Here is a 24,557-nt window from a genome sequence, read left to right on the forward strand (position 1 = left end):
TTAAAAGTCAATCATTTGAGTTGTTTAACTCTTAGATAACTATCAACTCTTTTGGAGCTAAGGTCAACAATTCACAACCTGTCTCTGTAATCAGGATATCATCCTCGATACGAACCCCGTATTTACCTTCAATATAGATACCCGGTTCATCTGTCAAGGCCATACCTGCCTTAATAGTTTCTGTAGAAGTTTGGCTAAAGTAAGGCTCTTCATGGATATCCAGTCCAATACCGTGTCCAATACCGTGGGTAAAGTAGTCGCCATAGCCTGCCTCAATGATAATATCACGAGGGATTTTGTCAAAGTCTCGGAAAGCTAATCCTGCCTTAGCCTGGTCAATCAAGGCTTGGTTGGCTTTCAGAACCGTATTGTAAATTTCCGCCTGCTCGTCGCTGACATGCCCCAGATAGATAGTTCGTGTCATATCGCTAACATAGTGGTCATAGAGGCAACCAAAATCCATGGTAATAGCATCTCCCAGCTCCACTGGTTTGTGCATGGGATGAGCATGAGGTTTGGAAGAGTTGATACCGCTAGCTAGGATAGTGTCAAAAGACAAGCCAGATGCTCCCAACTCACGCATACGGAAGTCAAGGAAGTTGGCAATCTCAATCTCAGTCTTTCCTGGCTTAATAAAGTCAAGCGCGTCGCGAAAAGCTTGGTCTGAGATAGAACAAGCCTTGCGAATAGCTGCAATCTCCACTTCATCCTTAATCATTCGAAGACTTTCAACAAACTGAGTCTGTGGAAGCAAGTCAATTCCTTCAAAGGCTGCCTGCATACGGTGATAATAAGAAACCGAAATCTCATCCTCAAAACCGATTCGAGACAAGCCCATGTCCGTAACAATTCCTGCAATGACAGCCAATTCATCACGGTCAGCTACGATTTCAAAACCACTGGTTTCTTGCTTGGCTGCAATGATATAGCGAGAGTCCGTCACCAAGACCTGACGGTCACGGCTGATGAAGACTGTTCCATTTGAACCCCAAAAACCAGTCAAATAATAGACGTTTTTAAGATTGTTGATGATAATGCCATCCAGTTCTTTTTCTTGCATTTTAGCTAGAAATGCTTGTACGCGTTTATTCATGATGTAACTTTCCTTTCAAATAATGTCCTGTGTAGCTTGCTTCGTTGCCCGCTACTTCTTCTGGAGTTCCTGTTGCGATGATGGTTCCACCACCGACACCGCCCTCAGGTCCCAAGTCAATAATATGGTCTGCTGTCTTAATAACATCTAGATTGTGCTCGATAACAAGGACTGTATTGCCATCGTCTACAAAGCGAGCTAAAACCTTGAGCAAGCGAGCGATATCCTCGGTATGAAGACCTGTCGTCGGCTCATCCAGAATGTAGAAAGATTTTCCTGTCGATCGTTTGTGGAGTTCGCTAGCCAGCTTCATACGCTGGGCTTCTCCTCCAGAAAGGGTGGTAGCTGGTTGTCCTAAGGTCACATAGCCTAACCCCACATCCTTGATGGTCTGGAGTTTACGTTGAATCTTTGGAATATGTTGGAAGAATTCCACCGCATCGTTGACGGTCATATCCAAGACCTGCGAGATATTTTTTTCCTTGTAGTGGACTTCTAGGGTTTCACTGTTGTAGCGGGTTCCGTGGCAAACTTCACAAGCCACATAAACATCTGGCAAGAAGTGCATCTCAATCTTAATGATCCCGTCGCCTGAGCAAGCTTCACAACGACCTCCCTTAACGTTGAAACTGAAACGTCCCTTTTTGTAACCACGAATCTTGGCCTCATTTGTCTGGGCAAAAAGGTCACGTATATCGTCAAAGACTCCCGTATAGGTAGCAGGGTTAGACCTTGGCGTTCGTCCGATAGGGCTCTGGTCAATATCAATCAAGCGGTCTACATGCTCAATCCCTGTAATAGTCTTAAATTTACCAGGTTTGTCTGAATTACGGTTGAGCTTCTGGGCAATGGCTTTTTTGAGAATGCTATTGATTAGGGTCGATTTCCCTGAACCTGATACCCCTGTCACTGCGATGAATTTCCCTAGTGGAAAGCGAGCCGTCACATTTTTCAAGTTGTTCTCACGCGCTCCCGTCACCTCGATAAAACGACCATTTCCGGTACGGCGCTCGTCTGGCACTGGAATGGCACGTTTGCCTGACAAGTACTGGCCTGTGATAGACTTACTGTTACGAGCTACCTGTTTAGGCGTACCTGCCGCAACAATTTCCCCACCAAAAACACCCGCACCAGGACCAACATCAATCAGATAATCAGCCTCACGCATAGTATCTTCGTCATGTTCCACTACTATGAGAGTATTACCCAAATCACGCATCTTTTTGAGACTGGCAATCAGACGGTCATTATCCCTCTGATGAAGACCGATTGACGGCTCGTCTAGAATATAAAGGACACCTGATAGGTTAGAACCAATCTGGGTTGCCAAGCGAATACGCTGACTTTCTCCACCTGAAAGGGTTCCTGCCGAACGTGACAGGGTCAGATAGTTAAGACCCACGTTATTGAGGAAAGTCAAACGGTCCTTGATTTCCTTGAGAATAGGCCGAGCAATGATGGCTTCATTTTCAGATAGAGTCAACTGGCTTACCAAGTCCAAGTGGTCCGCGATAGACAGGTCTGAAATTTCTCCGATATGTGGTCCTTGCTCACCACCAACACGGACAGACAAGGCCTGGTCATTGAGACGATAACCGTGACAGGTTCCGCAAGTCAGCTCATTCATGTAGAGGCGCATCTGGGTGCGCGTGTAATCGCTGTTTGTCTCGTGGTAGCGACGTTTGATATTATTAACAACTCCCTCAAAAGGAATGTCAATATCGCGCACACCACCAAATTCATTCTCATAGTGGAAATGGAATTCCTTGCCATCTGAGCCGTAGAGAATCAAGTTCTTATCTTCTTCTGACAAGTCCTCAAAAGGCTTATCCATATCCACTCCAAAGGCTGTCATGGCCTGCTCTAGCATGTTTGGATAGTAGTTGGATGAGATAGGATTCCAAGGAGCCAAGGCTCCCTCACGTAAGGTTTTGCCGGCATCTGGCACTACCAAATCAGTATCCACCTCCAGCTTGATACCCAAGCCGTCACACTCACTACAAGAACCAAAAGGAGCATTGAAAGAGAAGAGACGTGGCTCTAACTCTGGAACAGTAAATCCACAAACTGGACAGGCATAATGCTCAGAGAACAGTAACTCCGAATCGTCCATCGTGTCGATAATGACATAACCTTCTGAGATACGAAGGGCAGCCTCAATGGAATCAAAGAGACGACTACGAATGCCCTCCTTGATAACGATACGATCAACCACGACATCTATATTATGTTGCTTGCTCTTAGACAACTCTGGCACTTCGGTCACATCATATACTTCCCCATCCACACGGACACGGACATAACCATCTTTCTGAATCTTTTCAATAACGCTCTTGTGCTGTCCTTTTTTCTTGCGGATGACAGGGGCCAAAATCTGCAAGCGCTGGCGTTCAGGCAATTCTAAAACCTTATCCACGATTTGCTCCACAGAAGAAGCCTTGATAGCTCCATGCCCGTTGATACAGTAAGGCGTCCCCACACGCGCATAGAGGAGACGCAGATAGTCATTGATTTCAGTCGTTGTTCCCACCGTCGAGCGAGGATTTTTACTAGTCGTTTTCTGGTCGATGGAAATAGCTGGGCTGAGACCATCAATAGCATCTACATCAGGCTTCTCCATATTTCCCAAGAACTGGCGAGCATAGGCTGACAGACTCTCCACATAGCGACGTTGTCCCTCCGCATAGAGGGTGTCAAAGGCCAGACTGGATTTCCCTGAACCTGACAAACCAGTCACTACAACCAGCTTGTCTCGTGGAATTTCCACGTCAATATTTTTTAAATTATGGGCACGCGCCCCATGAATGACAATTTTATCTTGCATCTTTATTCTTTCTAGTCCATTATTGCTTACCATTATACCAAAAAAAGTGAGATTCTATTACCCAAAAGGCTGAATTTGTAGTATAATAGTACGGTGTGAAAAAATCTGAAAAATGAGAAAGGATAAGGGATATGAAACAAGTTTTTCTCTCTACAACAACTGAATTTAAAGAGATCGATACGCTTGAACCGGGTACTTGGATCAATCTCGTTAATCCGACTCAAAATGAATCACTCGAAATCGCTAACGCCTTCGATATCGATATTGCCGACCTTCGAGCACCGCTCGATGCGGAAGAAATGTCTCGTATTACGATTGAAGACGAGTACACCCTGATTATCGTAGACGTTCCGGTCACAGAGGAAAGAAATAACCGCACCTACTACGTTACCATCCCGCTTGGTATTATCATCACCGAGGAAACCATTATCACTACGTGTTTGGAACCATTACCAGTCCTCGATGTCTTTATCAACCGTCGATTGCGTAATTTCTACACCTTCATGCGTTCGCGTTTCATCTTTCAAATTCTTTATCGCAATGCAGAACTTTACCTAACAGCCCTTCGTTCAATCGACCGTAAGAGTGAACAAATCGAAAGTCAACTGCATCAATCAACTCGTAATGAAGAATTGATTGAGCTCATGGAATTGGAAAAAACCATCGTCTATTTCAAGGCCTCCCTCAAAACAAATGAGCGTGTGATTAAGAAATTGACCAGCTCAACCAGCAATATCAAGAAATACCTTGAGGACGAAGACCTGCTTGAAGATACCTTGATTGAAACCCAACAGGCCATCGAGATGGCAGACATTTATGGAAACGTCTTACATTCTATGACAGAGACCTTCGCCTCTATCATTTCTAACAACCAGAACAACATCATGAAAACCTTGGCCCTTGTGACCATCGTCATGTCCATCCCAACCATGGTCTTTTCTGCCTACGGGATGAACTTTAAGGATAATGAAATCCCCCTAAACGGAGAGCCGAATGCCTTCTGGTTAATCGTCTTTATCGCCTTTGCTATGAGTGTCTCGCTCACTCTCTATCTCATCCATAAAAAATGGTTCTAAGAGGAGTTCCTATGTCTCAGATTGATCTACAAAAATTAACAAAGAAAAACCAAGAGTTTGTCCACATCGCTACCCAACAATTCATCAAAGATGGAAAAACAGACGCTGAAATCAAGGCTATTTTTGAGGAAGTTATTCCCCAAATCCTTGAGGAGCAATCTAAAGGTACGACTGCTCGTTCCCTCTATGGCGCACCGACCCACTGGGCGCACAGCTTCACTGTCAAGGAACAATATGAAAAAGAGCATCCAAAGGAAAATGATGATCCAAAACTGATGATTATGGACTCAGCTCTTTTCATCACTAGCCTCTTTGCCCTTGTCAGCGCCCTCACAACCTTCTTTGCGGCAGATCAAGCTTTCGGCTATGGATTTGTCACCCTCCTATTAGTTGGACTTGTTGGTGGATTTGCCTTCTACTTGATGTACTACTTTGTTTACCAATACTATGGACCAGATATGGACCGCAGTCAACGTCCTCCTTTCTGGAAATCTGTACTAGTTATCCTAGCTTCTATGTTCCTTTGGTTGCTTGTCTTCTTTGCAACAAGCTTCCTACCAACTAGCCTTAACCCAGTCCTAGCTCCAGTGCCACTAGCTATTATCGGAGCAGCCCTCCTAGCCCTTCGCTTCTATCTCAAGAAACGCTTGAACATCCGCAGCGCAAGTGCAGGATCAACACGTTATTAAGAAGAATGATAAAAGCAACTGCAAGCGCGGTTGCTTTTTCACTTACTTTTTTGATTTTAAAAGCATTCTTCTGAAATCCCACATAGCTCTATCTAATCTTTTATGATAAAATAGGCTCAATCTATTTCTAGGAGGATAAAATATGATTTCTACTATTGGTATTGTTAGTTTATCTAGTGGCATTATCGGAGAGGACTTTGTCAAACATGAAGTGGACTTGGGTGTCCAACGTCTCAAGGACCTGGGACTCAATCCTATCTTTTTACCCCATTCGCAAAAAGGATTAGACTTTATCAAGAACCATCCTGAAGCGCGTGCAGAGGATTTGATGCAGGCCTTTTCTGATGATAACATCGACATGATCCTATGTGCCATCGGTGGAGACGATACCTATCGCTTACTACCTTATCTTTTTGAAAATGACCAACTACAAAAGGTTATCAAACAAAAAATTTTTCTTGGCTTCTCGGATACAACCATGAACCACCTCATGTTGCATAAACTAGGAATCAAGACTTTTTATGGTCAATCCTTTTTAGCAGACATTTGTGAATTGGACAAGGAAATGTTAGCCTATAGCCTTCACTACTTTAAAGAATTGATTGAGACGGGAAGAATCTCAGAAATCCGCCCTAGCAATGTTTGGTATGAGGAAAGGACTGACTTCAGTCCCAAAGCTCTGGGAACACCTCGCATCAGTCATGCAAATACTGGTTTCGAGCTGTTGCGGGGAAATGCCCAGTTCGAGGGAAAAATCCTCGGTGGTTGTCTCGAATCCCTCTACGATATCTTTGACAACTCTCGATACGCAGATAGCACGGAGCTATGCCAAAAATACAAACTCTTCCCTGACTTATCAGACTGGGAAGGAAAAATCCTCTTGCTAGAAACAAGCGAAGAAAAGCCTGAACCAGAAGACTTCAAAAAGATGTTGCGAACTTTAAAGAACACTGGTATATTCGAGGTCATCAGTGGACTCTTGATCGGAAAACCTATGGATGAAACTTTCTATGACGACTATAAAGAGGCGCTATTGGATATCATTGACAGCAATATCCCGATTATCTATAATCTGAATGTCGGCCACGCCACACCAAGAGCAATTGTACCCTTCGGAATCCACGCCCGTGTAGATGCACAGGAGCAAGTCATTCGTTTTGACTATAACAAAAAATAAATAGTTTCTCTATTTTTGTGCTTTTGTATTGGTTTTCGTTACAATTTGTATCTGAATTTATTGCATTTCGCTAATTTCTATGATATCCTTTTGAAGGAGGTGTATATGACAAAACAAAAAATTAATCGAATCGTAGGTTCTATTGGTGCCTTTATTGGAATTATAGTATTTATTGCCTACATACCTCAAATTATCGCTAATTTACAGGGAAATAAAGCTCAACCATTTCAACCTTTATCAGCTGCTATATCTTGCTTAATCTGGGTTATTTATGGATGGACAAAAGAACCTAAGAAGGATTGGATACTAATCATTCCAAATTCAGCCGGTGTTATTTTAGGTGGAATCACTTTTTTGACTTCACTCTAACAAATCTAATAGTATATATAAAAAGCTGGGAAAAATTTCTCAGCTTTTTTCTATATTCTCAGATATTCTAGTTACCTATACTCACTAATTGCTGCTTTTCCACTCACAATCGTTCTCGTGGTCATCAACTAGCCCTACAGCCTGTAGAAAAGACAAGACGGCGACTGGTCCTGTGAACTTGAAACTTCGTTTTTTGAGATCTTTGGCTAATTTTTCAGACAAAGCTGTTTTAGCTGGGGCTTGGCGGTAATCGGGAACATCATTAACGATCGTTTTCCCCTCAACAAAAGACCAAAGATAGGCATCAAAAGAATCATATTCTTCCTGTAGTCGTAGAAAGGCTTGGGCGTTAGCGCGTGTAGCAAAGAGCTTGGCACGATTTCGGATGATGGCTGGATTCTCCAGCAAGTCTTCCAGTTCGGTGTCGGTCATCTCTGCGACCGCTTGAATTTGATAGCCATGAAAGGCTTCTCGGAAAGCTTGGCGTTTATTGAGAACCGTTTCCCAAGACAGGCCTGCCTGATAGGTTTCCATACATAACAACTCAAACAATGCTTGGTCATCATGGAGGGGCTGGCCCCACTCCTCATCATGATAGGCAATGTAGAGCGGATTGGTCATCTTGACCCACGAACAACGTTTTGTCATGTTCTGCTCCTATTTGACCAACATTTTAAGGGCCGACTTGATATAGTTCTCAGCTGTATCTGTCGTTCCTTCAAAGAATTTCTTGATTTTCTTGAGCTCTGTTGCCTTGTAGCCCAGAGCCAACATGGCTTCCATGGCTTCTTCCAATTCTTGGTTTTCAGCACTTGCTTGCACTGCCACCTTAGCAGGAAGGTCGTCTCCTGAAACTACTACCTTTCCTTCCAAGTCCAGCACCATCTGCTGGGCTGTTTTCTTGCCAATTTTAGGGAACTTGGTCAAGTAGGTGATGTTCTTGGTTTCGATGGCTTGAACCAAGCCAGCATTGTCATCAGCAGCGATAATAGCAAGAGCTGACACAGGACCAATCCCAGAGACCGAAATCAGACTGAGAAAGAGCTTTTTCTCGTCTTCTGAGCGAAATCCATAAAGCAGATGAGCATCCTCACGGATGACTTGATGCACATAGATCTGAGCTTCTTGATTCACCTGACCTGAATAAGCATAGGGATTGGCCACATGCAGGATATAACCGATACCATTGGTTTCAAGAACAATGTATTTGGCAGTGATTTTGGTAATGATTCCTTTTAAATATTCGTACATAGTTTTCCTTTTAGTTTAATATTTCCCCAACTCACGGAGACTGGTATGATTTTCCTGAATACGTCGGAACATCTTTTCCATATCCGACTTGGTAAAATGCACCAAAACGGGACGTCCATGGGGACAGTTATAGGGATTGTCACATTGAGAAAGTTGATAGAGGAGCTGTCTAGCCGAATGGTCATCGATACGATGGTTGGCCTTGATAGACCGCTTGCAGGACATCATAATAGCCAACTCTGCTCGGTATTTCTTGATAGAAACTTCCTTGGTCAAAAGGAGCATGTCGCACATTTCATAGATACCTGATTCAATCTCTTCTTCTGCCATCCAAATAGGATGTTCACGCAGGATAAATTGATTCTCTCCATACTCTGCTAGAAAGACGCCCACTTCCTCCAAAAGAGGCATTCTTTCCTTGAGACGCAGGGCATCATCCGCTGGAAATTCAAAGATATAGGGCACTAGGAGTTGCTGCTGGCTCTGGTCAACATTACCAATGCTTTCACGGTACTCCTCGTACTTAACCCGTTCCTGAGCCGCATGTTGGTCTATGATGTAGAGCCCATCTCGCCCTTGAGCAAAGAGATAAGTCCCATGCATTTGCCCGAAAAATTCCAACTCTGGGAAACTTGAAGATTCTTCTCGCTCCAGCTTGTCATAAGCCTTATCCAAACTGGCCAAATCTAACTCTGGATGGTCTAATTGGTCATAATTAGCAGGCTTTCTCTCTGCAAAATGCAGTTTTGCTGGCTTAGTCAATTGGTCCAAGGTTTCCTTGGCAAACAGGGTTAAATCCTGCCCTTCCTCAGTTAATTCTATCTGATAATCAGCCACCTCAGCTTGGCTAGGTCTAGTTGCCTCTGTCTTTTCATAGTAGAGCGTATTTTCTTTGAGTGGGAGAATGGTCTGCTCCACCTTTTGACGATTGCGCACAGTCGATTTGGCAAGATTTTCCAAGGCATCTGGTATCAAGGTTTGCTCCTTGAGACTATTAGAAATAGCTTCTGAAACCAGGGTCATCAGTTCTTTTTCCTTGGAAATCCGCACCTCTTGCTTGGTCGGATGCACATTGACATCCGCCAGATAAGGGTCAATATGGATGTGAATGACAGCCAGTGGAAAACGGCCCACCATGAGCTTACTACCATAACCGTCAAGAATTGCACGATTGAGCAGGAAGTTCTTGATATAACGGCCATTGATAAAGAGACTGATATAGTTGCGATTAGCCCGAGTCAACTCAGGCAGGGAAACAAAGCCTGAAATTTCGAAATCTAGGTCAGAATTCTCAATTTCAATCATCTTCTTGGCACTCGCCAAACCGTAAATCCCGGCGATAGCTTGGCGCAGTTGACCAGTCCCAGCTGTCCGCGTCATTTCCTTGCCATCACTAATCAAGCTGAAAGAAATCTCAGGATGGGCCAAACCCAGACGGTTGACAATATCAATGATATGAGACAGCTCTGCTTGCTGGCTCTTCATATACTTGAGGCGGGCAGGTGTGTTGAAAAAGAGGTCCTCCACACAAACCTTGGTCCCCACAGGACTAGTCGCTGGAACGACTTCTTCAACTTCTCCCCCACGCGCGACTAACTTGGTTCCGTGACTTGCACCCTCAACTGCTGTCAACAGAGTTAAGACACTAACAGAAGCTATAGAAGGTAGGGCTTCACCACGAAAACCAAGCGTCCGAATTCGAAAGAGGTCTGCTTGATTTTTTATCTTACTGGTCGCATGACGACGCAGGGCCAACTCCACCTCATCGTGGACAATTCCATGACCATTATCTGTGATTTGGATTTTCTTGAGACCAGCTTCCTCAATCTCAATGATAATCTGACTAGAGCCCGCGTCAATAGCATTTTCTACCAGCTCCTTAACAACACTAGCTGGACGCTCAATGACCTCTCCAGCCGCGATCTGGTTTGCCAGCACCTCTGGCAATTCAATAATATGAGACATCTTTCAGCCCCTTTCCGTATCTATTTTCCTAGAAATTGATTAGTGCTATTATACCATATTTCAGATAGGACCGAAAAAGCAAGCACCACATAGGAGCCAAATCCCTCCACATAGACAAAGTCCCTTGCCAGGTGTCGTAAAATAGTGTTTAATAAAAGTGTACAGGAAGTGATCACAACCTTGTATAACTGAAAAGGAGAGAAATTTATGAAAGTAGAACTACAGATTAGCGAGACTTACGAAGAGGAAAAGCTGATTGTTCAAGCACCTCAAGAAACCGAAAAAGTCCAAAAAGTCATCGAATTCGCAGAAAATCTGGACCGAAAAGAAACAATCAAAGGAAAGATTGATGATCAGGTCTATCTAATTAAGATTGGCAAGATTCAGCGCTTCTATATCGAAAATCGGAAAGTTTTAGCAGAAACAGCGAGTCAGACCTATAGCATTGACTTACGGCTCTATCAGGTCCTTGAACTCTTACCAACCAATTTTATCCAAATTTCCCAATCAGAAATCATCAATATCGACTCCATCTCTCACCTCAAGCTAACCCCCAACGGTCTGGTAGAAATCTTTCTAAAAAACGAAAGCTTCACCTACTCTTCACGCCGTTACCTAAAAACCATCAAGGAGAAATTAGAACTATGAAAAAACAAGTATTTCACGATGCAGCTGCCGGTGTTCTTATCGGCCTCATCCTCTCTATCATCTTTTCACTCATTTATGCACCAAATACCTACGCACCACTAAGTTCCGACTCTCTCATCGGCCAAGTGATGACCCAGCATCAGATTCACGGTGCCCTGGTCTTGCTCTACTGCACACTGATCTGGGCAGCCATCGGTATTCTCTTTAACTTTGGCAACCGCTTATTCAGCCGTGACTGGAGCTTACTCCGTGCGACTCTGACTCATTTTTTCCTCATGCTAGTAGGCTTTATCCCACTAGCAACTCTAGCTGGTTGGTTCCCTTTCCACTGGATCTTCTATCTCCAGCTCATATTTGAGTTTACGATTGTCTATCTCATCATTTGGGCCATTCTCTATAAAAGAGAAGCTAAAAAAGTAGACCATATCAATCAACTCTTGGAACATAGAAAGTAATAGCAATAATCCCACTCAAAATGCATGAGTGGGATTATTTTTATAATTTTTGTTTTAACTCAACCAATACATTCATAGCCTGCATAGGTGTCATGTTGTAAACATCTAGTTTAGACAATTCTGCTAAGATAGGATGTTCTTCAGTCGTATCAAAGAGTGAAATCTGTTCGGTTACAGCATTTGTTTGTATCATGGGAGTATGATTTTCTGTACCTTGACTCTCTAGTTGAGTCAAAATCTTGTCCGCTCTAGCTAAAAGGTCTGCTGGCAAGCCAGCAATCTTGGCAACATGAATACCGTAGGATTTATCGGCTGGTCCTGGTTCAATCTTGTGAAGGAAGGTCACCTGCCCACCCTGCTCCAAAGTTGCCACGTGAACATTGACCAAGTGTTCCAAGCTGGACTCCAGACTAGTCAACTCATGGTAGTGGGTAGCAAAGAGGGTCTTGGCACCGATGTGCTCATGGATGTATTCGATGATGGACTGAGCAAGAGCCATTCCGTCATAAGTTGCAGTTCCACGACCTAACTCATCAAAAAGAATCAAGGAATTTTTGGTCGCATGTGAAATGGCATTATTGGCTTCCATCATCTCCACCATAAAGGTTGATTGACCTGAAACCAAGTCATCTGCCGCTCCAATACGAGTAAAGATTGCATCAAAAATTGGCAAATGGGCGCTTTCTGCTGGCACATAGGAACCCATCTGGGCCATAACTGCCGTCATAGCTAACTGGCGCATATAGGTTGACTTACCACTCATGTTTGGCCCTGTAATCAGTTGAATACTGGTATCTTCTGCCATCTGAATCGTATTTGGAATATAGGTCTGAGCCCCCATGACCTTTTCAACGACAGCATGGCGCCCTTTCTGGATATCAATCCGCGAATCCTCTCCGAACTCTGGTCGAATCAAATGCTGGGTTTCAGCCACAACCGCCAGACTTTGCAAGACATCAACCGTCGCAATTCCTTGGGCTAGAGCTTGTAAACGCTGGATGTACTTGCTAACCTCTTCACGAATACGCATAAAAATTTCGTACTCTAGGTTAGCTGACTTCTCACGCGCCTCCAACATATCTCCCTCGATACGGGCTAATTCTTCGGTTCCAAAGCGTTCTGAGTTTTTCAGCGTTGCCTTGCGGAAAAAGTGAGCAGGCACATTTCCCAGTTGCGAATTGGTCACATGGAAATAGTAGCCGTCCTTTTTATTATAGACAATCTTAAGTGCGCTAATACCAGAGTTTTCTCGCTCCTTAGCCTCAATCTCAGCAATCCAGCTAGCCCCTTCTCTGAGAACGCGACGGTACTTGTCTAAAGTCTCATCAAATCCAGTCCGGATAATACCACCTTCTGTAATCACATGAGGAGCTTCAGGAGCAATCGCTGCGCTAATCAAGCTCTCCAATTCAGGGATTCCATCCAGTTGTTCAATGAGATAGGCTAGAGCAGGTTGCTCCATCCCTTCTAAAATCGCACGAATCCGTGGTACGCTAGACAAGGTGGTCGCCAGCTGCAGGAGGTCCTTGGGATTGGTTTTGCCAAAAGAAACCCGACTAGCCAAACGTTCGATGTCATAAACACCCTTGAGACTGTCTGTCAAATCACTGCGCTCAAAGAAATGGTCGAGAAAGACCTGCACCACTTCTTGACGTTGGATGATTCGTTCCTTATCAATCAAAGGACGATGAATCCAAGAACGCAAGAGTCGCATCCCCATAGCCGTCTTTGTTTCATCCAAAAGCCAGAAAAGACTGCCTTGCTTCTTGCCTGAACGAGCATTCTCAACCAAATCCAGACTAGCCTTGGTCGCATAATCCATCTGCAAGAAATCCTTGATTTCATATCGGATAACAGGTTTGAGGTGGTTCAATTCCCTCATTTGAGTCCGATGAACATACTGGAGCAGCTTACTAGATGCAGCTTGCTCCACTGTTGCTAATCGTGAATCCAATAAATGAAGGTCTTCAAAACCTTCTTTTTCATAGGAAAGCACCAGATTCATCTGGCGACTAAGGATTTGTTCTTCTTCCTCAGACAAGTCATAACCCAGCACCACTTCTCGAGCCTTGAGATTGCGGATTTCCCCACAAACCAACGTGAAATCCAAAAGACCTGTCACATAAAAGTCACCCGTCACCAGGTCCATATAAGCTAGACCAAACTGATTGCCTTCACGGTCTATGGCAACCAAGAAGTTATTCTGACTGTCCGGCTTACTGCTATCGACCACTGTCCCTGGCGTAATGACCTGAACAACCTCTCGTTTAACAACCCCAACTGCTTGTTTAGGATCTTCCATTTGTTCTGCAATGGCTACCTTGTAACCCTGCTCAATCAAGACATCGATATACTGTTGGGCAGAATGATAGGGGACACCCGCCATAGGAATCGGATTGTCCGCATTCTTATTGCGACTCGTTAAGGAAATTTCCAGAATCTGCGCAGCATTGACCGCATCCTCATAAAATAATTCATAAAAATCACCCATCCGAAAGAGCAAAAACGCATCTGGATATTGCTTTTTAATATCCACATACTGTTGCATGCCGGGTGATAGCTTTTCTGTCGCCATTTTCCGTCTCTCCTTGTCAAAAATAAGTCTTGAGAGTAACTCCCAAGACCTTACTTATCTTTCATCAAATCTAGCAAACGATCTTCCATGAGTTTGGCAACGTGCTGGTCTCGACAAATAACCAATAAGGTATTGGCACCAGCAACTGTTCCTAAAATCCATTCATCCTTGTTTGCATCAACAATATTTGCCAAAACAGAGGCTTCTCCCAATTTGGTATGAAGCACCAAGGTAAACTCTGCTCTTGCAACACCTTCTAAATGATGAGACAAAAATTCCACCAAATCAATCTTTTCTGTCTCATTTGCTAGTACATAATACACCATATCATTTTTCTTGACCTTGGTCAAGCCGATTTCGCGCAAATCACGAGACAAGGTTGTCTGCGTCACAAAGACATTGTGTGCCTCCAACCGATCTTGAATTTCTTTTTGTGTACTTAATTTCTCCTCAGTAATCATTTTTTTTATTAACTGATGACGATCTCTTTTTCTCATAAAATCCTCTTATATGCATATTTATAACTAATTTTATAACTATATTATACCAAAAAAACAGGAGATTTCAAAAATTTTTTCTTCTTTCTTTAAAATTGTGATAAAATAGTAGAAAAGTCCAAAAAGGAGCTCTTAATGAATACAAAAGAATTGATTGCTAGCGAGTTGGCTAGCGTCATTGATAGCCTGGACCAAGAGGCTATTTTAAATTTACTGGAAACCCCTAAAAACTCAGAAATGGGAGACATCGCTTTCCCTGCTTTTTCTCTTGCAAAAGTCGAACGTAAAGCACCTCAAATGATTGCTGCTGAACTGGCTGAAAAAATTAACAGCCAAGCCTTTGAAAAGGTTGTCGCAACAGGACCTTACGTTAACTTTTTCCTTGATAAATCTGCCATTTCTGCTCAAGTATTGCAAGCTGTTATCACTCAAAAAGAACACTATGCTGACCAACATATTGGCAAGCAAGAAAATGTTGTGATCGACATGTCTAGTCCTAATATCGCTAAACCATTTTCTATTGGTCATCTACGTTCAACTGTTATCGGAGATAGCTTATCACATATTTTCCAAAAAATCGGATATCAAACAGTCAAGGTCAACCATTTGGGAGACTGGGGTAAACAGTTTGGAATGCTGATTGTTGCCTACAAAAAATGGGGCGACGAAGAAGCTGTAAAAGCTCATCCAATTGATGAACTTCTTAAACTCTATGTCCGCATCAACGCTGAAACTGAAAATGACCCTAGCTTGGATGAAGAAGCACGCGAATGGTTCCGTAAACTTGAAAATGGAGACGAGGAAGCTCTCGCTCTTTGGCAATGGTTCCGTGATGAAAGTTTGGTGGAATTTAACCGCCTTTACAATGAATTGCAGGTTGAATTTGACAGCTATAACGGAGAAGCCTTCTATAACGATAAGATGGATGCAGTCGTAGACATTCTTTCTGAAAAAGGCCTTCTTGTTGAGTCAGAAGGTGCCCAAGTTGTGAATCTTGAGAAATATGGAATTGAACATCCAGCCCTTATCAAGAAATCGGATGGTGCAACTCTCTATATCACTCGTGACTTGGCCGCAGCCCTTTACCGTAAAAATGAATACCAATTTGCCAAATCTATCTACATCGTTGGCCAAGAACAATCTGCCCACTTTAAACAGCTCAAAGCCGTCTTGCAAGAGATGGGCTACGACTGGAGTAACGATATTACTCACGTTCCTTTTGGTTTGGTTACAAAAGAAGGGAAGAAACTCTCTACTCGTAAAGGGAATGTCATCTTACTAGAGCCTACTGTTGCAGAGGCCGTTAGTCGTGCCAAGGCCCAAATCGAGGCTAAAAATCCTGAACTAGAAAACAAAGACCAGGTAGCGCATGCTGTTGGGGTTGGAGCCATTAAATTCTATGACCTCAAGACCGACCGTACAAATGGATACGACTTCGACCTAGAAGCTATGGTATCCTTCGAGGGTGAAACTGGACCTTACGTTCAATATGCCTATGCTCGTATCCAATCGATCTTACGCAAAGCAGACTTTAAACCAGAAACTGCTGACAACTATAGCTTGAATGATGCAGAAAGCTGGGAAATCATCAAACTCATCCAAGACTTCCCACGTATTATTAACCGTGCGGCGGATAACTTTGAACCTTCTATCATTGCAAAATTTGCAATTAGCCTGGCTCAATCCTTCAACAAATATTATGCACATACACGTATCTTGGATGAAAGTCCAGAACGCGACAGCCGTCTAGCACTCAGCTACGCAACCGCAGTCGTTCTCAAAGAAGCACTTCGCTTGCTTGGAGTAGAAGCACCTGAGAAGATGTAAATCGCCAAAGTTACTTAGATTGCTTTGCAATCTAAGTAACTAACGCCAAATCCTATCAGAGATTTGGCTAGGCGCTTCACTAGTTTTAGGACATAAATATGATCGACTTATGTCCTAAAACGTCGTAATCTTAAAGTTATTGGAACTAAAGTTCCTAATTGTTAGACGCTAGCCGCTTTTATGCGGACTAGCTAACTGCTTCACTAGTAAAGAAACATAAATATTATCGATTTATGTTTCTTTACGTCGTAACCAGAGACACTTGCCTAAACGCCTCACTAAATTGGTCAACCAAATCTATTAATTGGCTTAGTGGCTGGTGCTAATCTTCAAGTCACTAGAATGTAAAGCAATCTAAGTAACTTACACTAAATCTATACGGATTTTGGTTTAGAGATCTATCAGAAATCTTATCAAGTTTTGCTGACTTGTTCTGCTATTTTAGATCCACTAAATTGATTTATTCACTACTTCTTTATCATACAGGGAGATATTCTATGAGCCAATATGCTTATATCCTCGTTGTGATTAGCTTGGTTTTCCTTTTTCTGCTTAATAAGTACGAGAAGGAGAGACTGCAAAAACTCTACCAAGAACAACTTTTAAAGGATGAAACATTTAGGTCTGACATCAAAGAGAAAATTCACACGACTGAAAACATCAATGATGTCATTGCTTACATCAATAAAACTTATCATCTAGGAATGTTGCTATCAAAAGACATTACAGATCAATTGAAATAATCAAAAACCGAGAAGAAAGCTTCTCGGTTTTTTTAGGGCATAATTTTTATCTTCCAACTATAGCAAATAACATTTATATTAAAAATTTTATAGGTAATTTTCATCTCTGCTATAGAGGGGGATATAATAAGTTCTTTCTTCTAATGATTGAAAGATTGGTTTCAGCTTAACTTTCCAACTCATACAAATCTGCGATAATCGCTGCGACACGTTTGATATCTCCCAGCATACCTCGCATTTCAAAATCAGCCAATACAGGGAAGCCAAAACGTTGACTATATTGCTTGGCTGTCAGGCAGTATTGGTTATTAAAGTTACGATTTCCTGAACCAACCACACCAAAACACTTACTAGCATTGTCACCATAGGCGATAAAATCTCCCACTGGTGTCGTCAAAATCTCGACATCTCCGTTATCCACGCCATTCCCACCTTCTAGGTAAGTCGGCAAAAAAGCAACATAGGGATGGTCCATTTCATAGAAATCTTGGCCTTCTTTGACCAAATCCTTGATATGAATCTTTTGAACCTCAATTCCCTCGTACTGGGACAAGAGATAGTCTTTCAAGCGCGTCACAAAACTCTCCGTATTTCCGCTCAGACTGATGTAGACCAAGGAAACTTTTTTCATGTTCTCCTCCTTTTTTTAAATCATAAAAAATAACTACCAAGATTGTATCTTGATAGTTATGCTTTGTCAACTCTTAGGCAAGTTCTTCCTCTTCTTGAGTTTCTGTCAATTCTTTTTGCTGACGCCACATTTTATAGAAGACAATTGCTAGGAAGATAACATTGAGTACGATCCCAAAAATAGCAGAACCTTTGGCACCAAGCTCCGCTCCCATACGGATGTTAGGGTCTGTAAAAAGTAAAACCGCATCCTGAACGCCGATAAAGTTGTAGATAGAACCAACGATGGCAACGAAGACATAAGCAAGATAAGTGTAGTTAGCCAATTGGATGTTTTTACGAACAAGGAAAACCAAAGACACAACCACCAGAATAACAGATAAGACAACCAAGAGAATGTTGAAGATAGAATGACCATGCTCCGATACCTTAATGGTGTAAGCAACGAGCTCCTTAGCATAAGTAGCATTAACACCTGATGCTGATGTTTCTAGATTGTTCATACCCTCCGCAGTGGGTACTGGAGATATGATTCCAAATAGTGACATTGCTGAGAGTAAGGCTGAAAAAATCAGTAATACCCATAGATAGATTGGTTTCTTTTTCATAATAGAACCTCCTGATATTATTATCGATATTATAGCACTTTTTGTAAAGGGATACAAATATTATAGTGTGGTTTCCACCTGTTTTCGGTAGGCTTTTGGCGATTTTCCGCACAATTTTCGGAACACTTTATAGAAATATCCAACATTACTGTAACCAACAGCATAACAAATATCTTCAATACTGTCACTAGTTGAAAGCAAGAGCTGCTGGGCAGCCTTAATGCGTTGTTTATTTAGTAACTCTGCGAAGGTCGAATTGGTTTCACGCTTAATCAACTGTCCCAGATAAACAGGATTGATAAAGAGGTCCTTACTGATATCCTTGAGAGAAAGTTCTTTCTGATAATCACTCCCAATGACTTCTAGCACACTAACCACATTTTCATTCATCCGATATTGTCCAAAGAATCGGGTCAGAGTTTCCTTGATATAAGGAACCAATTCATCGAAGGTTTGAATAGCATGAATCGTTTTGACAATATCCGTCAAATCATCAGCTTTTAGATGTTCAAACAAATGAAAGACATCCATGACAAACTGGATAAAAAGCTGTTTGGTAATCGGAACACGTGGCGTATTTTCAAGAACCACCTTCTCCAAGAGGTTCAATTCTTCCACGATTTGATTGAGATTTCCCTGAATAATAACCCTATAAATCGGTTCGTAATAGGCAAAGAGACTCTCAGACTGTTTTAGATTTACAGAACCGTAAAAGAGGGCTTTCTCAGCATTCAGCTTCCAGCGTTCAAAGTGTTCCTGATAAGGAGCTTCAAAGGGAGTAACGACTAAACCATCTAGGAGTTGATCAGAAATAAAAATCTGCCAGTCTTGACCCAATACATAGTAGGGAATGGTGAAAGAGCCTTGTTTTTCCTTGGATAGGCCTATCCACCAATTCTCCTTACCTCCTAGATAACTAACAAATCCAGCCTCGTCTAAATCTTGACTGAGGATCTGACTTTTCTTTCCTCTCTCGCCGAGCTGACCTGCAATCTTCTCCAGTAGATTTCCCAACTCTACCTTATCAACAGGTTTGACCAGATAGTCCACCACACTAAGGTTCATTGCTCTTTTTACATAATCAAACTCCTGATAACCTGAAAGTAGGATATAGGCAGCATCTGGTAAGATTTCTTTCATCTCCCGAATCATATCAAGCCCTGTTTTGTCAGGCATATTGACATCGGAAATGACCACATCGACGGGATTGTTCTGAACATATTCTAGTGCTTCATCGGCATGACTGGCTGTTGCAACGACCTCCATATTCCACTTATCAAAGGGAATCAAACGTTTCAGACCTTCTGTCACCATGTACTCATCATCTACTAATAATACTTTATACATTTTCTCCCTTTCTACTCATCTTGAATTGTAATACGATACTGAACACCTGCTTGCTCTGCAGAATCTATAGTAATAGCATATCGATCCCCAAAATAGAGCACAAAACGCTCATGTACATTGACAATCCCGATAGACTGCTTTTGATCACTGTAACTGGCTTGGTGTTCAAAATGTCTCTTCCTTAATTTTTCTCGAATACTTGCCAGCTTTTCAGCCGACATACCACGGCCATTATCAACCACCAAAATTTCTACAAAACCGTCCTGTTTAAGAGCCTTGATGCTAATCACATTATCTGTCCGTCTGTGGTCAACACCATGCGCGAAATAATTTTCTACCAGCGGTTGCAAGGTAAACTTGGGAATCTTCATATTCTCTAACTCTGGATCTATCTTGAAACCATAGGCAATGGACTTGGGATAGCGAACCATGCAGAGATAGCTGTATTTACGGCAAAATTCTAATTCCTGTTTGAGAAGAGTTTCTCTTTCGTCGGAAATATTGTTACGCAACAGGCTACTGAACTCATAAATGATATCTGCCAACTCATCTTGACTTTGCATAACTGCATACATGCGCAAGAACTCCAGAGTATTGTACATGAAGTGAGGGTTGATTTGCGCCTGCAAGGCCCGCATATTGGCATCTTTTTGACTAAGCTCTAACTGATAAATATCATGTATATTCTTTTCTAATCGATCCAACATATCATTGGTCGTCTCCGCGATTAGGAGCAATTCCTGATCCTTTTCAAGCGTATCGATGCGAAGACCTTCTTCCCCTTGGGCAATAGCTTGAATAGAATCCACCAAATCCACTACCTGCTTTTGGTAGTTCGCAAAGGTCTTCCTCAAAGTCAGATAGAGAATGACAATAAAGAGAAGGCTCAAACCCACAATCAAAGCAGAGCTGGCAACTGTTCCTTGTAAAACAAAGTTTTTAGGAACTGCCACCTGAACCTGATATCCATGAGAAGTCATACCAACAAACCAGTTCTCATGTTCCCTATTGACCCTCTCACCAATATGAAAAATCTCCGTATCAAAAGGCGATGTCACAGTAACAGCCATCGGAATATGACCTCGGGTATTGTCAATGGCATGATATAAAACTTCTGGATCCAAGGAGATGTAAATCACTCCTATAGATTGATCCGTTGCTGGGTCCAGAACTGGAATTCCAAAACTATTGACCTCTGGTTTAAAGGCCTCAGCAGGCAAGATATGACCACTTCTTTTATCCCTTGTTGAAACATAAACTTCTTTAAAATCCTGCAAGACGATTGCAACACCCGTTATAGAGTCATTTTGGACATAAAGATCATCAATGTTTTCATACAGAGAAATAGAAGTTGACGAAGCTGCTTGATGCTCCAACAGCCAATAAAAATACTCAGAAGTTGACAAGCTAAAGTACTTATAAACCCCTTGTATCCGTTCTTGATTGGCTACTAAATCTTGCGCCAGTTGGGCTGACTCGCGATAATAATATTCCACCTCTTCAACTGTTCGAGTGGTTACACGCTGGGCTACTCTCTGGGCTTCCTTTTCCCGTGAATCCCAGTCAGCGTAAGAGAGTAAGATTGCAAAACTCGCAATAATAATCATCATAACTGAACTGTAGGTTCTTAGAAGCGTATGTAGCCAAAACTGCTTCATTCTATTTTGTCGCCAATTTTTCATGGATACTTTCATAGACCGGTTCCAACATATCACTGATAAAGAAATGCCACATCCCAATTCCTACAAAGAAAAGTAGGGCAGGCATATAGTAACCAATTGCCACAAGTAACACTGTCCCAAAGAGAACCTTGGCCACAGCTGCTAGGCTCATAAAGATGCCAATCAAGGATAGTTTGAGACTATTTCGATAGGATAAGTCAAAATAAACTTGTAATTTCAAAGACACTGTATAGGCCAAAAAGAGCAGGGCGACTACTAGGACATTCAAAAAGGTCGCAATCAAATGAATGATGGTTTGATGAGGCAATTGCACCAAGAGATACAGGCCATAGATTAAAACTAAATCCACCCCCAAAAAGCTATAGAAAATCAGGTTGCTTGAGACAAAATTTTGCTTGTAAAGAGACCAAGCTTCCTTCAAACTGTATTCCCGAAAGCTATAACCATGTTCTGCATATAGGCTCATCAAGGTGGCACTGGCTGGCGCTAGACCAAGAATAATCCCTCCTGCTAAGGTTAATAGCCAAAAGAAGGCTGTCGCGATCATCCCTAAAAAGAAACGATTAAAGACAAAGTCTAAAAATCTACCCATGATATCCCCCTAAAAATAACTATGAAACTATTATATCATATTTCAAGCGTTTTCAAAAACATAGACTATCCATTTACAATCCCACCAAACCGTGGTACAATGAGAATTGTGAGAAAATTATCAGGAGACAATTCATGAAAAAATCTATCTTAACTACACTGCTCTTTGCAGTTCTTTACTTCCTCTGCATGGGGATTGGTGTCCTTTTGGGCAATCTCCTTGACCAAACTGGAAACATGTTTTATGCACCTGCCTTTACTGCCCTTGTCGGCGGTAGCGTCTATATGATTCTAGTCGCAAAAGTTCCGCGCTTTGGAGCCATTACCACTATCGGCCTTGTCATCGCCCTCTTTTTCTTGGGGAGCAAACACGGTGCCGGTGCCTTCCTTCCTGGAATTATCTGTGGTCTTCTAGCAGATGGAGTAGCTCATTTAGGAAAATACAAGGACCAAACAAAAAATTTGCTTTCTTTCATTATTTTCGCCTTTAGTTCAACTGGTCCAATCTTACTCATGTGGATTGCGCCCCAAACCTATATGGCTACTCTTCTAGCAAGAGGAAAATCCCAAGAATATATCGACCGTATCATGGTCGCACCAAATCTTGGAACCATCCTTCTATTTATCGCTAGTGTTGTCATCGGAGCCCTAGTTGGCGCCTTGATTGGACAAGCCTTGAGTAAAAAATTTGCACAGAAAATCTGATAAATAAAAAGAGCCGCACGGCTCTTTTTATTTATGACTCAATTTCTTAGTCAAGAAATCTCCCAAGAATTGGATTGCAAAGATAATCAAAATGATAATGATGGTTGCCAAGATGGTTACATCGTGATTGTAACGGTTAATACTCAATGAAAATCAAAGAGCAAACTAGGAAGTTAGCCGCAGGTTGCTCAAAGCACTGCTTTGAGGTTGTAGATAAGACTGACGAAGTCAGTTACATATACCTACGGCAAGGCAACGCTGACGTAGTTTGAAGAGATTTTCGAAGAGTATAAATCCATAAGCGATGGCTACGTTACCCATACCACCAGTTCCAACTGCCCCGGCCATAGCTGTTTCCCCAACAAGGGAAATCAAGGTTACAGTCGTCACACGAATCACATCTGGAAGGTCTTCTAGTAAGCTTGAGCTTCCTAGGTTAAAATTTTTTACCTGAAAAACTTCCTTTTTCTAGGGATAAAATCAGCCCTATCACACTCACTACCAAAAACACCCACCAACAAAGTCTGATATCTTGTAAAGCTAAGAAGGAAAATACAGACATTCCCAAGGGTAATGTTAGGGAAAAAATCATACTCAAGAGATTATTACTTCTAGCTAATACATCCGCACTCAAATTAGACAGTAACAGAGTATCTAATTTAGGCATTGATTTCGACATCAAATACATGACAAAGGCTAAGCAGGCAACACCTACTAGAGGAGAAAACTCTAAAATATTAGCAGTATCCAGCAAGACAAACAGAATTGCATTGAGCGATAACAAGCTTGAAAAAGACAATTTCCCAAAATAATCATGGGGAGTTAGGCTACCAAGAATAGCTCCTCCCAAGCTAACACATTCAATTAAAAATAGGGCTTGAGCATAGCTGAGATGATAGATAGTATGGTCTAATAAATAAAAGTGATAAATACCTCCAATAGCTCCTCCCAAAGTATTCATTACCAAAATGACAAGGATCATTTTAAACAATGATTTACTTTCTCTCTGCCTAAAGATATCATCCATGTCCGCATAGATTGCCTTAACTTGTTGGAGTAAACTAATCGACTTATCCTCTACACTTACAGACAAATACGTCAATTCTCTTCTATTTTTGAACAAAATAAGAGAAGATAGTAAAAAGAAGCCAGCGTTCACAATTGCAACAAAAGAAAAATTTTGATGACTGGTTGTGAGTAACCATACTCCTAAGGCTTGACCTCCTAGATTTGATAAATAGGAAACAAACTGAGTAAAGGAATAAGCTTCATAGAGCTTATCTTCCGAAATATTATGCTGGATAATCGGCATACGAAGGCCTGCTGTATAATCCGATAAAATATCCGAACAGATGTTAACCATACAGATAAAAGCAAACGTTACGAAGTTCTGGTCATGAATCACACTAGCAATCAAAAGAAATAGTAGACTTTGCACACAACCAACCCAGATAATTGTCCCTGCTTTATTCCGAGTATGATCAGCCTTAATCCCAACATAAAAAGTAAATAGGAAAGGTAAAATCGTAATCATATTCGCCATAAATACAGCTATATTTTTAAAGGGTAGACTCGCAGCATAAACGATAAATACAAGATTATAAATATAAGCTCCACTTGAGCTCAAAAACCTTGATAAGGTCAGTATTCTAAATAAATGATGTCTTAAGAATAGTTTCATAACAGGCCTTTCTCACATTTCAAAGAGTATTCTATTGAATTCAGTCTAACAAAAAAAGCGGGACTCCCCACTTTTTTGTAATATATTTTTTCTGAAAATAGGAACTCTAGCTCCTAGATACTGC

Annotated in this window: 22 protein-coding genes and 1 pseudogene; 9 read left to right on the forward strand and 14 right to left on the reverse strand. The window is 41.9% G+C overall.

Annotated features, from left to right (window positions below):
• Window positions 1-31 precede the first annotated feature (31 nt).
• Window positions 32-1,093 (reverse strand): M24 family metallopeptidase, encoded by a 1,062-nt coding sequence (locus N8O80_RS03870; protein ID WP_261026963.1) that lies wholly within the window; start codon window positions 1,091-1,093, stop codon window positions 32-34.
• Window positions 1,086-3,917, reverse strand: coding sequence for an excinuclease ABC subunit UvrA (gene uvrA / locus N8O80_RS03875; RefSeq protein WP_261026964.1), 2,832 nt, complete (start codon window positions 3,915-3,917; stop codon window positions 1,086-1,088). The genes N8O80_RS03870 and uvrA overlap by 8 nt, the downstream gene beginning before the upstream one ends.
• Before the next feature lie 131 nt (window positions 3,918-4,048).
• Here uvrA and N8O80_RS03880 point away from each other — a divergent pair, with 131 nt between their 5' ends.
• The 4 genes from N8O80_RS03880 to N8O80_RS03895 all read left to right on the forward strand — a co-directional run bounded on the left by N8O80_RS03880 (window position 4,049) and on the right by N8O80_RS03895 (window position 7,228).
• Window positions 4,049-4,993, forward strand: coding sequence for a magnesium transporter CorA family protein (locus N8O80_RS03880; protein ID WP_000815623.1), 945 nt, complete (start codon window positions 4,049-4,051; stop codon window positions 4,991-4,993).
• A gap of 11 nt (window positions 4,994-5,004) precedes the next feature.
• Window positions 5,005-5,682 carry a DUF1129 domain-containing protein gene (locus N8O80_RS03885; protein ID WP_261026965.1) on the forward strand — a complete coding sequence of 226 codons (678 nt, stop codon included), beginning with the start codon at window positions 5,005-5,007 and terminating at the stop codon, window positions 5,680-5,682.
• A gap of 142 nt (window positions 5,683-5,824) precedes the next feature.
• A complete protein-coding gene (locus tag N8O80_RS03890; protein ID WP_261026966.1) occupies window positions 5,825-6,859 on the forward strand; it encodes a S66 family peptidase in 1,035 nt (344 codons plus the stop codon).
• Between the two features lie 105 nt (window positions 6,860-6,964).
• Window positions 6,965-7,228, forward strand: a complete 264-nt coding sequence (locus N8O80_RS03895) for a SemiSWEET family transporter (protein WP_000166114.1) — start codon at window positions 6,965-6,967, stop codon at window positions 7,226-7,228.
• A gap of 84 nt (window positions 7,229-7,312) precedes the next feature.
• Here N8O80_RS03895 and N8O80_RS03900 read toward each other — a convergent pair whose 3' ends face one another.
• The 3 genes from N8O80_RS03900 to mutL are packed head-to-tail and all read right to left on the reverse strand — an operon-like array spanning window position 7,313 to window position 10,444.
• Window positions 7,313-7,876 carry a DNA-3-methyladenine glycosylase I gene (locus tag N8O80_RS03900; protein WP_261026967.1) on the reverse strand — a complete coding sequence of 188 codons (564 nt, stop codon included), beginning with the start codon at window positions 7,874-7,876 and terminating at the stop codon, window positions 7,313-7,315.
• Between the two features lie 9 nt (window positions 7,877-7,885).
• Complete coding sequence (gene ruvA / locus N8O80_RS03905; protein WP_261026968.1) at window positions 7,886-8,479, reverse strand: Holliday junction branch migration protein RuvA; 594 nt, start codon at window positions 8,477-8,479, stop codon at window positions 7,886-7,888.
• A gap of 15 nt (window positions 8,480-8,494) precedes the next feature.
• The gene (gene mutL, locus N8O80_RS03910) at window positions 8,495-10,444 is read right to left on the reverse strand and encodes a DNA mismatch repair endonuclease MutL (RefSeq protein WP_064276765.1); all 1,950 of its coding nucleotides are present in this window, start codon (window positions 10,442-10,444) and stop codon (window positions 8,495-8,497) included.
• A gap of 207 nt (window positions 10,445-10,651) precedes the next feature.
• On the opposite strand from mutL, the gene N8O80_RS03915 reads away from it, so the two are divergent.
• Together N8O80_RS03915 and N8O80_RS03920 are read left to right on the forward strand one after the other, a co-directional pair.
• On the forward strand, window positions 10,652-11,092 hold the full coding sequence (locus N8O80_RS03915) for a LytTR family DNA-binding domain-containing protein (RefSeq protein ID WP_049493902.1): 441 nt from the start codon (window positions 10,652-10,654) through the stop codon (window positions 11,090-11,092).
• Window positions 11,089-11,547: a DUF3021 domain-containing protein gene (locus tag N8O80_RS03920; protein WP_049493900.1), complete on the forward strand. Its 459-nt coding sequence runs from the start codon at window positions 11,089-11,091 to the stop codon at window positions 11,545-11,547. The genes N8O80_RS03915 and N8O80_RS03920 overlap by 4 nt, the downstream gene beginning before the upstream one ends.
• 40 nt (window positions 11,548-11,587) lie before the next feature.
• On the opposite strand, the gene mutS is transcribed toward N8O80_RS03920, so the two are convergent.
• Both mutS and argR read right to left on the reverse strand, forming a co-directional pair.
• Window positions 11,588-14,122: a DNA mismatch repair protein MutS gene (gene mutS, locus N8O80_RS03925; protein WP_049493898.1), complete on the reverse strand. Its 2,535-nt coding sequence runs from the start codon at window positions 14,120-14,122 to the stop codon at window positions 11,588-11,590.
• Window positions 14,123-14,172: 50 nt separating this feature from the next.
• Entirely contained in the window at window positions 14,173-14,619 is a 447-nt protein-coding gene (gene argR, locus N8O80_RS03930; protein WP_001231476.1) for an arginine repressor, read from the reverse strand.
• Window positions 14,620-14,754: 135 nt separating this feature from the next.
• On the opposite strand from argR, the gene argS reads away from it, so the two are divergent.
• Both argS and N8O80_RS03940 read left to right on the forward strand, forming a co-directional pair.
• Complete coding sequence (argS, locus tag N8O80_RS03935) at window positions 14,755-16,446, forward strand: arginine--tRNA ligase (RefSeq protein WP_261026970.1); 1,692 nt, start codon at window positions 14,755-14,757, stop codon at window positions 16,444-16,446.
• A gap of 497 nt (window positions 16,447-16,943) precedes the next feature.
• Window positions 16,944-17,189, forward strand: a complete 246-nt coding sequence (locus N8O80_RS03940) for a hypothetical protein (RefSeq protein WP_042751768.1) — start codon at window positions 16,944-16,946, stop codon at window positions 17,187-17,189.
• A 166-nt stretch (window positions 17,190-17,355) separates the two neighbouring features.
• Here the strand turns inward: N8O80_RS03940 and nrdI are convergent, their stop codons facing one another.
• From nrdI to N8O80_RS03965, 5 genes are all read right to left on the reverse strand, one after another.
• The gene (nrdI, locus tag N8O80_RS03945) at window positions 17,356-17,820 is read right to left on the reverse strand and encodes a class Ib ribonucleoside-diphosphate reductase assembly flavoprotein NrdI (protein WP_020901834.1); all 465 of its coding nucleotides are present in this window, start codon (window positions 17,818-17,820) and stop codon (window positions 17,356-17,358) included.
• 73 nt (window positions 17,821-17,893) lie between these two features.
• Window positions 17,894-18,427, reverse strand: coding sequence for an ABC transporter permease (locus N8O80_RS03950; protein WP_049487383.1), 534 nt, complete (start codon window positions 18,425-18,427; stop codon window positions 17,894-17,896).
• Window positions 18,428-18,487: 60 nt separating this feature from the next.
• Entirely contained in the window at window positions 18,488-19,774 is a 1,287-nt protein-coding gene (locus N8O80_RS03955) for a response regulator transcription factor (protein WP_261026971.1), read from the reverse strand.
• Between the two features lie 11 nt (window positions 19,775-19,785).
• Window positions 19,786-21,456, reverse strand: coding sequence for a sensor histidine kinase (locus N8O80_RS03960; protein ID WP_314732574.1), 1,671 nt, complete (start codon window positions 21,454-21,456; stop codon window positions 19,786-19,788).
• Window positions 21,434-22,048, reverse strand: a complete 615-nt coding sequence (locus tag N8O80_RS03965; RefSeq protein WP_261026972.1) for a YesL family protein — start codon at window positions 22,046-22,048, stop codon at window positions 21,434-21,436. Before N8O80_RS03965 ends, N8O80_RS03960 begins: the two co-directional genes overlap by 23 nt.
• A gap of 134 nt (window positions 22,049-22,182) precedes the next feature.
• Between N8O80_RS03965 and N8O80_RS03970 the strand changes: the two genes are divergently transcribed.
• A complete protein-coding gene (locus N8O80_RS03970; protein ID WP_261026973.1) occupies window positions 22,183-22,752 on the forward strand; it encodes an MptD family putative ECF transporter S component in 570 nt (189 codons plus the stop codon).
• Between the two features lie 27 nt (window positions 22,753-22,779).
• Here N8O80_RS03970 and N8O80_RS09805 read toward each other — a convergent pair.
• Together N8O80_RS09805 and N8O80_RS03985 are read right to left on the reverse strand one after the other, a co-directional pair.
• Window positions 22,780-23,172 (reverse strand): annotated as a pseudogene (locus N8O80_RS09805) (hypothetical protein); the annotation flags it as partial.
• A 16-nt stretch (window positions 23,173-23,188) separates the two neighbouring features.
• On the reverse strand, window positions 23,189-24,433 hold the full coding sequence (locus tag N8O80_RS03985) for an MFS transporter (protein WP_049488544.1): 1,245 nt from the start codon (window positions 24,431-24,433) through the stop codon (window positions 23,189-23,191).
• Between the last annotated feature and the right edge of the window lie 124 nt (window positions 24,434-24,557).

The sequence above is a fragment of the Streptococcus mitis genome, from assembly GCF_946190155.1.
Taxonomy (GTDB): Bacteria; Bacillota; Bacilli; order Lactobacillales; family Streptococcaceae; genus Streptococcus; species Streptococcus mitis_CL.

Excerpts from the sequence above, each read along its gene's own strand:
- N8O80_RS03870 (WP_261026963.1), bottom strand. The coding sequence starts at position 1,093 with ATGAATAAACGCGTACAAGCATTTCTAGCTAAAATGCAAGAAAAAGAA.
- uvrA (WP_261026964.1), bottom strand. The coding sequence starts at position 3,917 with ATGCAAGATAAAATTGTCATTCATGGGGCGCGTGCCCATAATTTAAAA.
- N8O80_RS03880 (WP_000815623.1), top strand. The coding sequence starts at position 4,049 with ATGAAACAAGTTTTTCTCTCTACAACAACTGAATTTAAAGAGATCGAT.
- N8O80_RS03885 (WP_261026965.1), top strand. The coding sequence starts at position 5,005 with ATGTCTCAGATTGATCTACAAAAATTAACAAAGAAAAACCAAGAGTTT.
- N8O80_RS03890 (WP_261026966.1), top strand. The coding sequence starts at position 5,825 with ATGATTTCTACTATTGGTATTGTTAGTTTATCTAGTGGCATTATCGGA.
- N8O80_RS03895 (WP_000166114.1), top strand. The coding sequence starts at position 6,965 with ATGACAAAACAAAAAATTAATCGAATCGTAGGTTCTATTGGTGCCTTT.
- N8O80_RS03900 (WP_261026967.1), bottom strand. The coding sequence starts at position 7,876 with ATGACAAAACGTTGTTCGTGGGTCAAGATGACCAATCCGCTCTACATT.
- ruvA (WP_261026968.1), bottom strand. The coding sequence starts at position 8,479 with ATGTACGAATATTTAAAAGGAATCATTACCAAAATCACTGCCAAATAC.
- mutL (WP_064276765.1), bottom strand. The coding sequence starts at position 10,444 with ATGTCTCATATTATTGAATTGCCAGAGGTGCTGGCAAACCAGATCGCG.
- N8O80_RS03915 (WP_049493902.1), top strand. The coding sequence starts at position 10,652 with ATGAAAGTAGAACTACAGATTAGCGAGACTTACGAAGAGGAAAAGCTG.
- N8O80_RS03920 (WP_049493900.1), top strand. The coding sequence starts at position 11,089 with ATGAAAAAACAAGTATTTCACGATGCAGCTGCCGGTGTTCTTATCGGC.
- mutS (WP_049493898.1), bottom strand. The coding sequence starts at position 14,122 with ATGGCGACAGAAAAGCTATCACCCGGCATGCAACAGTATGTGGATATT.
- argR (WP_001231476.1), bottom strand. The coding sequence starts at position 14,619 with ATGAGAAAAAGAGATCGTCATCAGTTAATAAAAAAAATGATTACTGAG.
- argS (WP_261026970.1), top strand. The coding sequence starts at position 14,755 with ATGAATACAAAAGAATTGATTGCTAGCGAGTTGGCTAGCGTCATTGAT.
- N8O80_RS03940 (WP_042751768.1), top strand. The coding sequence starts at position 16,944 with ATGAGCCAATATGCTTATATCCTCGTTGTGATTAGCTTGGTTTTCCTT.
- nrdI (WP_020901834.1), bottom strand. The coding sequence starts at position 17,820 with ATGAAAAAAGTTTCCTTGGTCTACATCAGTCTGAGCGGAAATACGGAG.
- N8O80_RS03950 (WP_049487383.1), bottom strand. The coding sequence starts at position 18,427 with ATGAAAAAGAAACCAATCTATCTATGGGTATTACTGATTTTTTCAGCC.
- N8O80_RS03955 (WP_261026971.1), bottom strand. The coding sequence starts at position 19,774 with ATGTATAAAGTATTATTAGTAGATGATGAGTACATGGTGACAGAAGGT.
- N8O80_RS03960 (WP_314732574.1), bottom strand. The coding sequence starts at position 21,456 with ATGAAAAATTGGCGACAAAATAGAATGAAGCAGTTTTGGCTACATACG.
- N8O80_RS03965 (WP_261026972.1), bottom strand. The coding sequence starts at position 22,048 with ATGGGTAGATTTTTAGACTTTGTCTTTAATCGTTTCTTTTTAGGGATG.
- N8O80_RS03970 (WP_261026973.1), top strand. The coding sequence starts at position 22,183 with ATGAAAAAATCTATCTTAACTACACTGCTCTTTGCAGTTCTTTACTTC.
- N8O80_RS03985 (WP_049488544.1), bottom strand. The coding sequence starts at position 24,433 with ATGAAACTATTCTTAAGACATCATTTATTTAGAATACTGACCTTATCA.